The following is a 15,145-nucleotide window of genomic DNA, read 5'->3' as shown; positions in this document are numbered from 1 at the left end:
GGCGTGCTGCCACTGCGTTGACGTTCCGAAAACAGCTCTGCTGCGTTTCCACAACATGGAAGTGCCGGTGGCCGTTGCGCGGCGTATTTCCTGAGGAATTGATAGTTTCTGGCGTAAAATTGCCGTACATCAATATCGACCGTTACTGCGAGGCTCCGATGAGAAATGCCCAACCAGGTTTCACGCTGATCGAAGTGCTGGTCACGATCGTGATCGTCGGCATCCTGTCGGCCGCGGCCATTCCTGCCTATACCGACCATGTGATTCGCTCGCGGACCGCGGAAGCGTTTACCGCGCTGGGAGCCGCGCAGGCGAATGCGGAGCAGTTCTGGAGCAATACGCGCAGCTACGCCGACTATCACCGGTCCAGCGCATTCCCGGCCGCAACGGCCAATTTCACCTATGCCTTGAGCAATGCCACGGCATCGACCTACACGATCACGGCGACCGGCCGCGCGAAAATGGCCGGTTTTACGTACACCATCGACCAGAACGGTACCCGCGCCACGACCGCCACGCCGTCCTGGGGCACGAACACGGCCTGCTGGGTAGACCGGAAGGGTGGCCAGTGTTCCAGCTGAGGTCGCCGGCACGGTCGCCTGGCTACACGCTGATCGAAGTGATGGTGGGCCTCGCCATCCTCGGTATCCTGCTGGCCGTCGGCATTCCGAACATGACGCAGTGGATCGTGGCCAACAAGGCCAGGGCGGCATCCGAGTTTTACCTGGAAGGGCTGTCGATGGCGCGCCGCCAGGCGGTCGTGCACAACGCGCGCAGCCGCTTCGTGCTGTCGGCCGGCGCGAACGGCCAGTTCGACTGGCAGGTCGACTTGTGCTTCCCCGCGCCGGGTACGCCGTGCACCGACAACACCGGCAACTGGTCGACGACTGCGGCGGCGGCAACAGGCGACCCGGAAGGCGCGGCTGGGTTCCGCTCCGTGTTCCGCCCGGCCGCGTCGTTGCCGCCATCCGACATCCTCGCTCCCGCCGTGTCGCCGGACGGGGCAGGCACCGTCTATTTCACCGAACTGGGCTGGGTGGACACGACGATTCCCGGCCGGCTAACGCTGCTGCGTCTCGACCCGTCGGCCGCGCTGGCGGACGAGGTACGCAGCGCCGCGGTGGCCATCACGCTGGCCGGCATGGCGTCGAAGTGCGACCCGGCCGCTGCCGCACCCGATTCCCGGGCCTGTCCGCCATGATGCCGCGCATGCCACGGCGCGCGCGCAGGCAGCATGGCATCGCACTGCTCGAAGCGCTGATCGCCGTCGTGATCCTGGCGCTCGGCCTGCTCGGCACGATCGGCCTGCAGGCGCGCTCGTATTCGGCGCTGGCCGATTCGGCGATGCGGGCCGAAGCCACGCTGGCCGCCGACCGCCTGGTCGGCATCATGAACAACGACGTCGGCAATCTCCCCGCCTACCAGGTTGCATTGGGCGCCACGGCGCCGGCGGCGCTGGCGCCATGGGCCGCCGAGACTGCCGCCGCGATTCCCGGCGCGCGCTGCCGTGTCGCCGTCGTGGCGGAAACGCAGCGCACCCGCGTGGATATCGAAATCCGCTGGCGCCGCAAGCAGGGCGACGACGACAGCAGCCACCTCGTGACGGCATACATCCGATGAATCCGATGACTCCGATGCATCCAACGCATCCGTCGAAACAGCAGGGCTTCTCGATCGTCGAACTGATGGTGGCTGTCGTCGTCGGCCTGCTGGCCGTCACGTTCGCCACCCGGCTGATGATCAATGGCGAACAAAGCAAGGCAGCCTCCGTCGGCGGGTCGGATGCCATGCAGAACGGCATGCTGGCGCTGTTCTCGATCAATACCGATGCGTCCCAGGCCGGCTGGGGCCTGAACGACGACCTGGTCAGCGGCTGCAATACCCGCATGACCGATACCGAAGGTTTTGCGTTGGCTCCGGCCGTGCGCGACGGCGCCGCGATCACGCCGCTGGCCCCGGCCGTGATCGCCGACGGCGGCACCGGTTCCGATACGCTGACGCTGTATTCGGGCAGCGGCCTGGCCGGCGTCGGCTCCACGCGCGTCTCGGACAGCTATCTCGGCGGCGCGACGATCAAGGTCGATACTGCCGCGCCGTTCGGCTTCAACCAGGGCGACGTGATCGTGGTGGCTGCCGAACCGTCGGGCGCCGACTGCGCGCTGGCGCAACTGTCGGCGACGCCCGATGACAGCATCCTGCAGATTGCCGCCGGCAGCGGCTGGCGCTTCAACACCGGCAACCTGGGCCTGCTGTACAACGCCGGCCAGGCCCGCGTGTTCAACCTGGGTCCGGCCGGCAAATTGTCGTTCCACACCTGGTCGGTCGCGAACGGCGTGCTGCGCTTGCGCGCCACCGACCTGGCCGGCACCGGCGCGCAGCCGCAGGCCGTGGTCGGCAACGTGGTCGCGCTGAAGGCCCAGTACGGCTTCGATACCCGCGCGGGCACCGCCTTCGTACCGAAGGACGGCATGCAAGTCGGGCGCTGGAGCAGCGCGATGATCGATGCGGATGGCGACGGCAGCACCGGCGCGCCGGGCGACTGGCAGCGCATCGCAGCGCTGCGCATCGCCATCGTCGCCCGCGGCGCGGTGCCCGAGCGGCCGGCCGCGCGGCAAACCACCTGCACCGCCACCACCGCGCCGCTGACCGTGTTCGGTACCGCCGTGCCGGCCGGCGTCGCCGCGTCGCCCGCACAGGTGGCGCTCGGCATACCGAACGATGCCGTCAGCTGGACCTGCTACCGTTACCGCGTGTTCGAGACGATCGTGCCGATCCGTAATGCCGGGTGGCGGCCATGACGTCGATGAGCCGTATCCGACGCCAGCGCGGCGTGGCGCTGCCGGTCATGCTGATCATGCTGGTCGTCATGATGGTCAGCAGCATCTACCTGCTGCGCTCCACCAACTCGACAGCGCTGACCACATCGAACCTGGCCCAGGAAGACGCGCTGTCGAAAGCAGCCGACCTGGGCATCCACGCGGCGTTCGACTGGCTGAGCAGCGTGCCGAACAAGAACGTGCTGTACAACGACGTGCCCGCCGCCGGCTACGTCGCCACGATCAATCCGGGCGCGGGGCAGGGCGTGTCGAACCCGGCGTTCTGGCAGGGCTCGGTCACGGTATGGGATGCCAGCCGCCGCCACCAGGTGGAATACGTGATTCACCGCATGTGCCAGTTCGCCGGCGCCCACAATGCCAGCGTCCCGAAAAACCGCTGCACGCTGACGGCTGCGCGGCAGAACCTGCAGGCCAAGACCCACGCCGGCGACAGCCTGTCGTCCGACGCGCCTGCCTATCAGGGCAAGCCGCAGCTGCACTACCTGATCACCGCGCGGATCGCCGGCCCGCGCGGCGGCAACGTGATGAACCAGGCCGTCGTGATGATGGGCCCGTAGACGATGAAAAATGCAATGATGAACTTTCCCCGGATCGCCGTCCTGCCGCGGTGGCTGCTGCTCTTGTTGCACCTGCTGGCCTGCGCGGCCGGCCCGGCGCTGGCCGCCACCACCAACATCGCCCAGGTACCGCTGCTGAACATCGCCGGCACCGGCACCGTCAAGCCGAACCTGATGCTGCTGTTCGATAACTCCGGCTCGATGGACCAGACCTATACGCCGGACTACGTGAACGACAACCTGTGCCGCTCGCGCCTGACGCTGTCGGCCGGCATCACGGCGTGCAACGTCGGTCACCCGCCGTTCATGAGCCCGGACTTCAACCGCCAGTACTACAACCCGCGCATCCGCTACCAAGCGCCGATCCAGTGGGACGGCACGTATTACCCGGACATGACGGCGGCCCAGACAAGCAACTGGAGCAACGTGCCCAGCGACGGCTTCGGCCGCAGCAACACCAACCTGTACGGTTCGTCGGACAGCGCGATCAACCTGCTGACCCAGTTCCCCGACCTGAAGTGGTGCAACGCCAGCGACGAAAGCGATTGCCGCGTCAATTCGGCCACCTACACGTATCCGGACAACGCGTACTACAACCCGGTCGCCATCAGCGGTGGTCCGTATTACTTCAACATCGCCGTGTCCGAGTACTGCCGCGACGAGCGCCTGACCACCTGCACGTCGGTGGCCGCCGGCGGCGCCGCGCCGGCCGGCTACCCGGTGCCGGCCACCGTGCGCTGGTGCAGCAACCGCGCGCTGACCGCCTGCCAGGCCAAGCGGGTGGGCAGCTACGTCTACCCGAAATACTCGACGCCGCCGACCACCACGATCGCGCACGGCACGATCACGCTGGGCGCCACGGTGTCCACGTCGGCGATGCAGATCGCCTCGGTCGCCGTCATCGACCCCGCCGCGCCAACGGCGCCGATCACGATCAGCAACGGCGCCGTCAACGCGGCGACCGGCACCAATACCGCCGCGCGGCAGCAGGCACTGGCCAGCCAGGTCGCTGCCGGCATCATCGCGCGCACCGGCCTGGGCGCGAATTCCTACTGGGCCTGCGTGCGCACGCCCACCGGCTCGTCGACGGTGCCGGCCTGCTCGTCGCTTGGCATCCCGCTGACGTCGGACAACGTGGTGGCCGTAATCCCGATTCTTTGCATGGCCAACACCAAGTCGCTGACGAACTGCAGCACGTTCCGCGAGGATTCCACCCTGTACAACCGGCAGGGCTGGGGCCTGGAAGTGAATGCGCCCCCGGTGCAGACCACGCCGGCCACCACCGGCCAGCCGCCCACGGCATTGCTGCGCATCGGCGGGCGCGGCACCATGCGCAGTACCGGCAGCATCGCCAACATCAGGCTCGGCAGCACGACAATCACCGGCACGGTCGCGCTGAGGAACATGTCGCCGGCGCAGGCGGCCGTGGCGATCGTGCAGGCCATCAATGCGTCCAGCACGCGCAACACGCACCGTGCCTACCTGGGCGGCGACGCCACCACCGGCGTGTGCGCCAACGAACCCGCCACCACGGTCTGCATCGTCAACGTGAACGCCACGTCGAATGGCGCCGCGCTGACCGGCACCGTATCGGGCGAGAACAACGTCACGTTCGACAAGGTGGACGCCACCAGCATCGTCGAGGGCATTCCGGTCACCACCACGGCGCTGTCGTCGCTGCCGAGCGCGTTCTCGCGCGTCAATATCGTTCCCGGCCGCAGCTATCCGAAAGCGACCGCGCGCAGCGACTGCGTCGCGCAGACCTCGGCCTGCACGTACGACGAGGAAATGACGAACTTCGCCAACTGGTACGCGTATTACAAGAACCGGCTGCAGATGATGAAGACGTCGGTCGGCATCGCCTTCGCCGCCATCAATGCGAATTACCGGGTCGGCTTCGTGCGGCTGTCGCAGGCAGGCGCCGGCGGCGAGATCGACATGAAGCCGGCCGATTTCACCGGCACGGCGCGCAGCACCTGGTATTCCACGCTGTACAACACCACCAGCAGCGGCTCGACGCCGATCCGTACCGCGATGGACAACGTGGGCCGCATGTTCGCCAACCTGGCGCCCTATGACTACGCCTCCGGGCAGCAGGTGGTGCAGTTCCCGTGCCAGCAGAACTTCCTCATCCTGACGACGGACGGCTACTGGAACGGCAGTTCGACGAACAACGTGGTGAACAACGATAACGCGGAAAGCCCATCGCGCTTCTGCACCTGGGGACGCGGCTGCGTCGATGCGCGCGCCCAGTCGCAGCCGTCGATCTCGGACGTGGCGCTGCACTGGTACAACGGCGGTTCTTCCACCGGCACGGTGTCGCTGCGCCCCGACCTGGAGCCGGACATGACGAAGCCCGGCCAGGTGCCGGCGGCCGAGGGCGAGAACACCCACCTGCACATGAACACCTACACGCTGGGCCTGGGCATGGACGGCGTGATGACCTACGAGCCGAACTACGATACCGCGCCGAAGGCCGGCGGCGACTTCTACAACCTGATCACGCGCGTGCAGACCGGCTGCCCGTGGAACGACAACGGCCCGTACGTGTGGCCGAACCCCGACGTGACCAACACCGGCAATACCGTGCAGGAGCGGGTCGACGACCTGTGGCACGCGGCCATCAACGGCCACGGCAAATACTTCAGCGCCAACGAGCCGCGCGAGGTGGTCGAGGGCCTGTCGTCCGCGCTGGCCAACATGCAGGTGACGCTGGGCGCCGCGTCGGCCGCCGCCACCTCCACGCCGAACATCTCGCTGCAGGACAACGACATCTTCTCGGACACCTTCACCACCGTGAAATGGTACGGCGAGCTGTCGGACCGCAAGATCGATCCGACCACCGGCATCGTCAGCGCCACCACGGTATGGACGACAACCGATACCGTCGGCGAGAAGGTCGCCGCGGCCAGCGACACACGCGCCATCTACATGCTGGGCAGCGGGGGGCTGAAGGAGTTCCGCTACGAGGGCATGACCGCGCAGGAAAAGGCGTGGTTCAACGGCCAGTGCCCGAACCTGCCGCAGTGCACGCTGCTGTCGCTGGCCGACCGGGCGCTCGTCAACAGCGGCGACAACATGGTGAACTGGCTGCGCGGCCAGCAGCAGCACGCCAACGACCGTATCTTCCGGGCCTACTCGATGAGCAATGACACGCCGTCGATCCCGATCGTGCTGGGCGATATCGCCTCGTCGAAGCCGGCCTACGTGCGCGACCCGCGCAAGGCCTATACGGACAACGGCTACCCCGCCTTCCGCGACGCGCAAACGGCGGCGCGTCCGGTGGCGACCGTGTTCACGGCCGCGAACGACGGCATGCTGCACGCGTTCTCCGCCGCGGACGGCGAGGAAGTGTGGGCGTACGTGCCGCGCATCACGATGAAGAAGCTGCCGGCGCTGTCGAGCACCACCTATGCGACCAACCACCAGTTCACCACCGACGGTTCGCCCGAGGTGGCCGACGTGTACATCAACGGCGCCTGGCGCACCGTGCTGGTGGCCGGCCTGAACGCGGGCGGCCGCGGCTATTACGCGCTGGACATCACCAACCCGCGCCAGCCCCGGCAGCTGTGGGAACTGTGCGCCGACGCCGCAGTTTGCGCCAACGCCGTGCCGAACCTGGGCCTGTCCTTCGGCAACCCGCAGTTCGGCACGTGGAAGGATGGCTCGGGCGCCGATCGGTGGGTGGTGTTCCTGACCTCCGGCTACAACAACGTGCCCGGCGTGGACGGCGTCGACACCGGCGACGGCAAGGGCTACCTGTTCATCGTCGACGTCGCCACCGGCGCCGTGCTGAAGACGGTGAGCACGAACAGCGGCGACACCACCACGCCATCGGGCCTGGCGAAGATCACCGCGATCACCGCCGATCCGAACGGCGACCCGCTCGTCACATATATCTACGGCGGCGACAACGACGGCCGGATGTGGCGCTTCGACCTGACCGCCACCGACGGCAGCGTGGGCGTGCTGAAGATGGGCGACGCCGGCGCGGGCCAGCCGATCACGACGCGGCCCGACGTGACACTGTGCGCCGTGGATGGCAGCAGCGTGCCGCAGCGCGTGGCGCTGTTCGGCACCGGCCGCCTGCTCGACGTGCCGGACACCACCAGCGCCGACGTGCAAAGCCTGTACGCGCTGAAGGACACGGGCGCCTACGTCAACGTGCGCGGCGCGGCGATGGAGCAGCAGACGCTGGGCACGGCCGGCACTGGCACCAACACCAGTTCCTACCAGATCACGGAAGACGCGGCCGACCTGAACCTGAAGAGCGGCTGGTTCTTCGACTGGCGCCTGAACCCGGGCGAGCGGATGAACATCGACCCGAAGATCGTCAGTGGCGTGGCCAACGTGGTGACGAACCTGCCGACCTCGTCGTCGTCATGCTCGGTGGGCGGCACCAGCAACGCCTACGCGGTCGACGTGTGCCGCGGCGTCGGCGTCAACGGGCTGGTGGTGGGCGGCACGCTGTCGAACACGTCGGCCGCAGTCGGCTTCATCATCGTAAGGCTGCCCAGCGGCCAGCTGAAAATGATCGCCACCACCGCGAAGGGCGAAACGCTGACGCGGCCGATCGTCGAACTCGATTCCGAAGGCGCCCACCCGGTCGGCTGGCGGCGCGTGAAGGGGGAATAAGCCCCGAGGCCGCCTTCCCGCGCCTGCCGAGCCCGTGTCCTGGTGCCAGGCACGGTGACACGGGCTCAGCAGGCATCAACCCATTGCCGAGCCCGTGTCCTCGTGCCAGGCACGGTGACACGGACTCGGCAGGCATCAACCCATTGCCGAGCTCGTGTCCTCGTGCCAGGCACGGTGACACGGACTCAGCAGGCATCAACCCATTGCCGAGCTCGTGTCCTGGTGCCAGGCACGGTGACACGGGCTCAGCAGGCACCGACCCATTGCCGAGCTCGTGTCCTCGTGCCAGGCACGGTGACACGGACTCAGCAGGCATCGACCCATTGCCGAGCTCGTGTCCTGGTGCCAGGCACGGAGACACGGACTCAGCAGGCGCGGGCCTGGCGCTGGTGGCGGGCGTGGCTGGCTGCATAAATCGCCCGGAGCCGGTCAAAAAACGGTAAAATCCACGGTTTTCCGTCGAGCCGAACCGTTGGTCGCCATCATGTCCGAAGAATCCCAAGTCAACACCCCAGCCATCGAGGCCGCCACCGAGCAGGAAGCCGCCGGCAGCGCCAAGCCTGCCGCGCTGATCGCGCGCGAAGTACAGCGCCGCCGCACGTTCGGCATCATTTCCCACCCCGACGCCGGCAAGACGACGCTGACCGAGAAGCTGCTGCTGTTCTCGGGCGCGATCCAGATGGCCGGTACCGTCAAGGCCCGCAAGAGCGCGCGCCACGCCACGTCCGACTGGATGGAGATCGAGAAGCAGCGCGGCATTTCCGTTGCCTCGTCGGTGATGCAGTTCGAGTTCCGCGACCACATCATCAACCTGCTCGACACGCCGGGCCACCAGGACTTCTCGGAAGACACGTACCGCGTGCTGACCGCCGTCGACTCGGCGCTGATGGTGATCGACGCGGCCAAGGGTGTCGAGGCGCAGACCATCAAGCTGCTCGACGTCTGCCGCATGCGCAACACGCCGATCGTCACGTTCATGAACAAGATGGACCGCGAAACGCGCGATCCGCTGGAACTGCTGGACGAACTGGAATCGGTGCTGAAGATCCAGTGCGCACCGGTCACCTGGCCGATCGGCATGGGCAAGAACTTCCGCGGCGTGTACCACCTGCTGCGCGACGAAGTGCTGCTGTTCCGCGCCGGTTCGGAAAGCGCCAACCAGACCGTGGAAGTCATCAAGGGCATCGACAATCCGAAGCTGCAGGAGATGTTCCCGCTGGAGATGGACCAGCTGCGGATGGAGGTGGAGCTGGTACACGGCGCCTCGCATCCGTTCGACCTGGAGCAGTTCCTGGCCGGTATCCAGACCCCGGTGTTCTTCGGTTCCGCGATCAACAACTTCGGCGTGCGCGAGATCCTGTCGGCGCTGGTCGACTGGGCGCCGCCGCCGCGCGAGCGCGATGCAACCGTGCGTTCCGTCGAGCCGAACGAGCAGCCGTTCTCCGGCTTCGTGTTCAAGATCCAGGCCAATATGGACCCGGCGCACCGCGACCGCATCGCCTTCCTGCGCGTGTGTTCCGGCCGCTTCGAGCGCGGCATGAAGGTCAAGCACCTGCGCCTCGGCCGTGAAGTGAAAGTGTCGTCGGTGGTGACGTTCATGGCATCGTCGCGCGAACAGGTCGAAGAAGCGTACGCCGGCGACATCATCGGCCTGCCGAACCACGGCAACATGCAGATCGGCGACAGCTTCTCGGAAGGCGAGATGCTGCAGTTCACCGGCATCCCGTACTTCGCGCCGGACTTCTTCCGCCAGGTGCGCATCCGCAACCCGCTGAAGATCAAGCAGCTGCACAAAGGCCTGCAGCAGCTGGGCGAGGAGGGCGCCGTGCAGGTGTTCAAGCCGGTGCAGGGCGGCGAGCTGGTACTGGGCGCCGTCGGCGTGCTGCAGTTCGAGGTGGTGGCTTCCCGGCTGATGAACGAATACGGCGTCGATGCCGTGTTCGAAGGCACCAGCATCAGCAGCGCGCGCTGGGTCTCGTCGGACGACAAGAAGGCGCTGGCCGACTTCGAAGCGGCGCTCGGCCACAACGTGGCGTACGACGCCGCCGGCAACCTGGCCTATCTGGCCACCTCCGGCGTCAACCTGCGCCTCACGCAGGAACGCTGGCCGAAGCTGACGTTCCACTCCACGCGCGAGCACGCCACCAAGCTTTCCTGAGGAAGCTTCAGCGCGCCGCAGTGCGCGCTTCCTCCTGCGGTTCCACCCGCGCTTCCTCCCGCGTTTCCATCCCTGTGAATACCCGGTCGACCAGCTCGACCGCGGTGGCCACGCCGTTCTCGCGGCGCATGGCCGCGCCAGCCGCCACGGCGGCTCGCGTCATTGCCGGCGTGTCGCGCACTTGCCGGATCAGTCGCGCCAGCGCCTCGGCGGTGGCCTTGCGCCGGTGTACCGGCTTGCCGGCGACGCCGAGCCGCTGCAGCTCGCGGCCCCAGTGTTCCTGTTCGCTGATGTGCGGTACGACCACCGATGGCTTGCCGGCCAGCGTGGCCGACTGCGTGGTGCCGGCGCCGCCATGGTGCAGCACCGCGCAGCAGTGCGGGAAGATGCCCTGGTGCGGCGCTGCCGGCACGTAGAGGAATCGGTCCGATGACGTGAAACGGCATGCGGCCGCGTCGGCACTCTGGATGATCGCCCGGCAGCCGGCCTGCCGCGCCGCGTCGGTCAGCAGTTGCAGCGTCTGCCGTTGCCAGTCGATGTCGGCCGGCATCCAGCTGCCCAGTGTCATGTAGACCGGTGCTTCGCCCGCGGCGAGGAAATCGCCCAGCTCCGGCGCCACCGTGCCCTCGACATCGATATTCGGCATGTCGAGGAAACCGCTCAACTGCACGGCGGCCGGCCAGTCGGGCTGCCGGACCGCGATGGTCGGGCTGACCGCCACCAGCGTCAGTGACGGCGACAGCCACACGTCGTCGATCATGTCGCGCACCGGCGGCAGGCCCGCCCGGGCACGCAGCCGGTTCGTGTCGGCCATCAGCGCGCGGTTGATTGCCAGCCGCGTTATCCACCAGAGCAGCCGGTTGGCCAGTTTCGCCGAGCCGCGCACCCGCATCGGATGGTCGCAGGCGCTGGGAATGCCGCCATGCGACAGCATCACGCTGGCATAGGGCCGGCCGGCCCGCTCCGCCGCGGCGCGCAGCGGGTGCATGAAGAAATGGCCGATCACGATGTCGCATTCGTCGCATAGCTGCTGCGCCGCCGCGAACATGCGGTCCTCCACCGGTGTGAAGGCAAGGCGCAGGATCTTCGCCATCTGCCGCATCGGGTCGCGCGTGTCGAACACGGTGGCGCCGATCTTTCCCGCATCCTCCGGCCCCAGCACCGGCGACGCCACCACGCGGATTTCCACGCCGGAAGGCGAGACATGCCGGGCGTAGGCGTCGCTGTCCACGCAGGTGACGACGAGGATGACGTCATGCCCGGCGCTGTTGAGCCCCTCCGCCAGTGCCAGAAACGGGCGGATATCGCCGTGGCTGCCCCAGGTCTGCAAGCCGATCTTCATGATTTTCCTTGTTGAAAATGCACGGAAACCGATTATCGCCGAGTTCGTATCAGGCTGCAGGCGGCGCTTGACACCGGCAAAGTCGGCGTATACTGTATTACTCACTTAATACACATATACGGCGACGCGACACTGCCATGACCGAACATACCGCCCAGCTGTTTTCCATCACGACCGGCTCGCCCGAGCCGATCTACCGCCAGCTCATCGAGCAGGTCAAGCGCCTTGCCGCGGCCGGGGTGCTGGCGCCGGGCGACACGCTGCCGTCGGTACGCGAAGTGGCCGGCGCGCTGGCCGTCAACCCGATGACGGTGTCGAAGGCCTGGAACCTGCTGGAGATGGAAGGCGCGCTGGAGCGCATCCGCGGGCAGGGCATGCAGGTGGCGCAACGCAACGGCAACGGCGGCCGCACCGAGCGCGAGGCATTGCTGCGGCCCGCGCTGGAGCGCGCGGCCCGCGAAGCACGCCAGCTGGAGCTGGACGATCACACGATTCTCGAACTGTTCAAACAAGTCCTGAAGGAAGCGAAATGATCTCATCCGTGGTGGCAATGGAAGGCGTGGCGCGCTCGTTCGGCGGCCGCGGCGTGCTGGCCGGCATCGATTGGCAGATTGGCAGCGGCGCGGTGATCGGCCTGCTGGGCCGCAACGGCGCCGGCAAGTCGACGCTGATCGAATGCATGCTGGGCCTGCGCGAGGTGGACGGCGGCCGGATCACGCTGTTCGGCGAGCCGGCCGGCGACCTGTCGGCGGCCACCCGCGCCCGCATCGGCTATGTGCCGCAGAAGTCCGACCTGTTCGACTGGCTCACGCCCGACCAGCTGCTGGCCTATTTCCGCACGCTGTATCCGCGCTGGAACGACTACAAGGTGGAAAACCTGCTGGCGCGCTGGGGCTTCGATCCGGCCACGCGGCGCCAGCGCATCTCCAGCCTGTCCGGCGGGCAGCAGCAGCGGCTGTCGATCATCCGCGCACTGGCGCCAGACCCGGACCTGCTGGTGCTGGACGAACCCGTCGCCAGCCTCGACCCGGTGGGCCGCCGCGACTTCCTGCACGAACTGGTCGACGACGTCATCGACCGCGGCACCACGGTGCTGTTCTCGACGCACATCCTGTCCGACCTGCAACGCATCGCCATCGACGTGGCGTTCCTGAAGGATGGCCGCATCGCACTGCAGGCGCCGCTCGACGACCTGCTGGAAGGCACCCGCCGCGTCAGCGGCGACCCGAAGGCGCTGGCCACGCTGCGGCTGGACCAGGAGCTGGGCCGCGTGCGCCACGATAACGGCGCCTTCAGCATCGTGGCGCGGCTGTCCGCCCAGGAGTCGATCCGCCTGCTGGCCTCGCCCGGCGTGCGGCTCGATCCGGTCTCGCTGGAAGACCTGTTCGAAGAGGTGACGCGATGAACGCCTGGCGCCAGCTGCTGCTGCAGGTCGTGCTGCGCCACCGCGCGCAGGGAAGCATGTGGCTTACGTGGCTGCTGCTGGCGGTGACGCTCGTGCCGCTGGCCGCGATGCAGTCCGGCCTGGTGCCGCGGCATGTCGGGATGGGCGCCGCTGCAGCCTCGCTGTTGATCGCCATTGTCATCTGGTGGGGCATGTACCTGCAGACGGCGATGCGCCTCAATACCCCCGCTGCGGCATGCCTGGTGCCGGGCATGCGCCGACATCTGCTGTCGCTGACCGCCGTGCTGTGGCTTGCGGCCAGCCTGCCGCTTGCCGCGCTGCTCGGCGCGGCCACCGGTCACTACGGCTACGCATTGCTGGTCTGCGCGGCTGCGCTGCTGTATTTCGCGCTGTGCTGCCGCTACTGGTGGCTGGGATTCGTGCCGACGGTTGTGTGGTTCGCCTGCGGGGCGCCCGGCTTCTCGCCAGCCGGGATCGATGCCGTGCTCGCGGGTTTCAATGAAACCGCCGTCACGCTTGTTGGCCTGCTGGTGCTCACCGCGCCGGGTGCCCTGGCACTGCGCGTACTGTTCCTGCGCGGCGGCGACACGCATTACTGGATCGGTGCATGCATGCAGGCCAATGCGCGCAAAGGCAAGGCGGGAATGACGACGGTATCGGCCATTGGGCTGTTCCGTGGGCTGGACAGCTTTTATCGTGCCCGGCTGACGGCGCCGGGCCGGCCGGCCATGCGCCTGCTCGATGCGCTGGGCGGCCGCGCTCACTGGAGCAGTTCGGTCGTGATCCTCGCGCTCCTGACCGTCGCCACGCTGGGCTGGCGTGCCGTCACGGGCGCGGATGCGATGCGGCCATTCGTTCCGCTGGTGCTGACGTCGATGCTGCTGACGGTCGTCGTGCATATCGATGGCCTGCTTTCCGCCATCAAGAATTCACGGGTCGAGCAGGGCATCCTGCGGCTGGCCCCGATCGCGCCGCCTGTGCGCGACCTGAACCGGCAACTGGCGCTGGCGCTGCTGGGCCGCTTCGGCATCGTCTGGGGCGTCTACCTTGCGTGCAGCATCGCGGTCGTGCTGGCGACCACCGGACCGTGGCGCGCATGGCTGTGCTGCTCGGTCGTGGCGCTGGCCTTCACGCCGCTGCTGTTGCGCGACCATGCGCGTTATCCAGGGTGGAAGACGGCGCAATGGGCGGCAGGCGGCGTGATGCTGGTGATGGCGCCGCTCAGCGGCCTGGTTGAGTACGGCGGGATTCCGCTGGCGGCCATCATCGCCGGCGTCGTCGTGCTGCTGGCGGGTACCGCCATTGCGCTGGCCTGGCGCTGGCCCCGCGCGCTGGCTGCCGCACCGGCCTTCCCGGCCGGGCGGCTGGCGGTTTCGGTTACTTGACGGGAGTGGCCAGCGGCTGGCCCTTCTCGACGACGTAGACGCCGACCAGCTTCGTCGTCGTGCTGCCCGGATTGCGCGCGTCATGCACGACGCCGGCGGGAATGATGATCGCCTCGCCCGCTTTGACACGCCGGGGCGGGGCGCCATCGATCAGCAGCTCGCCTTCGCCATCGAGGAAGTAGGTGATTTCATCGCCCGGATGCGTGTGGCGGCCCGCCGTGGCGCCGGGTGCCAGTTCGACGTGGGCGACGACCGCTTCGCGGTTGGGCACCGAGATGTCGCCGCGGGTGATGACGGTGCGCTTGATGCCGGTGGGCTGGGCCAGGGAACTGGCGCAGGGCAGGGCGAGCAGTACTAGTGAAACAGCGGCCGTTATGGCCGCGGCATGGCGTCTCATCGTCTCCTCCGTTGTGGTGGTGGCTGCACGGGGCGTGCATGGCGATGGTACGCGCGATGGCGCGGCCGCTCAATCGTTTAGCGATGAGCTTGATAGACAGTTGCAAGCCGGGTTGAGGCCAGGCTTGCTTGAAACTATTAGCCCTTGACCGTTGTCCCGTTAGGTTCTTCCGGCTCGGTCATTGTGCTTGGTTCGAATACCGGCTCTTCACCCGGTTGGGCCGATCCGTTGGGGGCAGGGGCTGCCTGCTTTGCTTCGGCCGGAGCTTGTGAACCTGTGCCAGCAGCAATATCCGCAGCAGCGGCGGTGGAAAAGGCTCCTGCTGCTGCAATGCCCAGAATCAGGGAAACGATTGGTTTTGCCATAGGTATTTTTGTGGGTTAGTGATGAAATTTACTGCTGCGGTGGTATTACGGTGTGAAATTTGCC

Annotated in this window: 13 protein-coding genes; 10 read left to right on the top strand and 3 right to left on the bottom strand. The window is 67.3% G+C overall.

Annotation, left to right across the window (positions count from 1 at the left end; genetic code table 11):
• The first annotated feature begins 158 nt into the window (after window positions 1–158).
• The 7 genes from FHS02_RS10810 (at window position 159) to FHS02_RS10780 (ending at window position 10,187) form a co-directional block, all read left to right on the top strand.
• Window positions 159–581 carry a type IV pilin protein gene (locus FHS02_RS10810; protein WP_137313429.1) on the top strand — a complete coding sequence of 141 codons (423 nt, stop codon included), beginning with the start codon at window positions 159–161 and terminating at the stop codon, window positions 579–581.
• On the top strand, window positions 569–1,201 hold the full coding sequence (locus FHS02_RS10805) for a prepilin-type N-terminal cleavage/methylation domain-containing protein (RefSeq protein ID WP_137313428.1): 633 nt from the start codon (window positions 569–571) through the stop codon (window positions 1,199–1,201). Before FHS02_RS10810 ends, FHS02_RS10805 begins: the two co-directional genes overlap by 13 nt.
• Window positions 1,202–1,209: 8 nt before the next feature.
• Window positions 1,210–1,620, top strand: coding sequence for a type IV pilus modification PilV family protein (locus FHS02_RS10800; protein ID WP_229422580.1), 411 nt, complete (start codon window positions 1,210–1,212; stop codon window positions 1,618–1,620).
• Complete coding sequence (locus FHS02_RS10795) at window positions 1,617–2,798, top strand: PilW family protein (protein ID WP_229430061.1); 1,182 nt, start codon at window positions 1,617–1,619, stop codon at window positions 2,796–2,798. The genes FHS02_RS10800 and FHS02_RS10795 overlap by 4 nt, the downstream gene beginning before the upstream one ends.
• 5 nt (window positions 2,799–2,803) lie before the next feature.
• A complete protein-coding gene (locus FHS02_RS10790) occupies window positions 2,804–3,394 on the top strand; it encodes a pilus assembly PilX family protein (RefSeq protein ID WP_229422579.1) in 591 nt (196 codons plus the stop codon).
• 15 nt (window positions 3,395–3,409) lie between these two features.
• Window positions 3,410–8,029, top strand: coding sequence for a pilus assembly protein (locus FHS02_RS10785; protein ID WP_229422578.1), 4,620 nt, complete (start codon window positions 3,410–3,412; stop codon window positions 8,027–8,029).
• A gap of 484 nt (window positions 8,030–8,513) precedes the next feature.
• Window positions 8,514–10,187: a peptide chain release factor 3 gene (locus FHS02_RS10780; protein ID WP_175424773.1), complete on the top strand. Its 1,674-nt coding sequence runs from the start codon at window positions 8,514–8,516 to the stop codon at window positions 10,185–10,187.
• Between the two features lie 7 nt (window positions 10,188–10,194).
• Here FHS02_RS10780 and FHS02_RS10775 read toward each other — a convergent pair whose 3' ends face one another.
• Window positions 10,195–11,529 carry a glycosyltransferase gene (locus tag FHS02_RS10775; protein WP_137313424.1) on the bottom strand — a complete coding sequence of 445 codons (1,335 nt, stop codon included), beginning with the start codon at window positions 11,527–11,529 and terminating at the stop codon, window positions 10,195–10,197.
• A 137-nt stretch (window positions 11,530–11,666) separates the two neighbouring features.
• On the opposite strand from FHS02_RS10775, the gene FHS02_RS10770 reads away from it, so the two are divergent.
• The 3 genes from FHS02_RS10770 to FHS02_RS10760 are packed head-to-tail and all read left to right on the top strand — an operon-like array spanning window position 11,667 to window position 14,319.
• Window positions 11,667–12,062, top strand: a complete 396-nt coding sequence (locus FHS02_RS10770) for a GntR family transcriptional regulator (RefSeq protein WP_137313423.1) — start codon at window positions 11,667–11,669, stop codon at window positions 12,060–12,062.
• Window positions 12,059–12,934: an ABC transporter ATP-binding protein gene (locus tag FHS02_RS10765; protein ID WP_137313422.1), complete on the top strand. Its 876-nt coding sequence runs from the start codon at window positions 12,059–12,061 to the stop codon at window positions 12,932–12,934. Before FHS02_RS10770 ends, FHS02_RS10765 begins: the two co-directional genes overlap by 4 nt.
• Window positions 12,931–14,319, top strand: coding sequence for a hypothetical protein (locus FHS02_RS10760; RefSeq protein WP_137313421.1), 1,389 nt, complete (start codon window positions 12,931–12,933; stop codon window positions 14,317–14,319). Before FHS02_RS10765 ends, FHS02_RS10760 begins: the two co-directional genes overlap by 4 nt.
• Here FHS02_RS10760 and FHS02_RS10755 read toward each other — a convergent pair.
• A complete protein-coding gene (locus FHS02_RS10755; protein WP_137313420.1) occupies window positions 14,312–14,716 on the bottom strand; it encodes a cupin domain-containing protein in 405 nt (134 codons plus the stop codon). The genes FHS02_RS10760 and FHS02_RS10755 overlap by 8 nt on opposite strands.
• 137 nt (window positions 14,717–14,853) lie before the next feature.
• Window positions 14,854–15,081, bottom strand: a complete 228-nt coding sequence (locus FHS02_RS10750; RefSeq protein ID WP_137313419.1) for a hypothetical protein — start codon at window positions 15,079–15,081, stop codon at window positions 14,854–14,856.
• Between the last annotated feature and the right edge of the window lie 64 nt (window positions 15,082–15,145).

The sequence above is a fragment of the Pseudoduganella umbonata genome (assembly GCF_014192225.1).
Taxonomy (GTDB): Bacteria; Pseudomonadota; Gammaproteobacteria; order Burkholderiales; family Burkholderiaceae_D; genus Rugamonas; species Rugamonas umbonata.
Note: the sequence above shows the minus strand (reverse complement) of the source record. Positions and strands in the feature narration are given on the sequence as shown.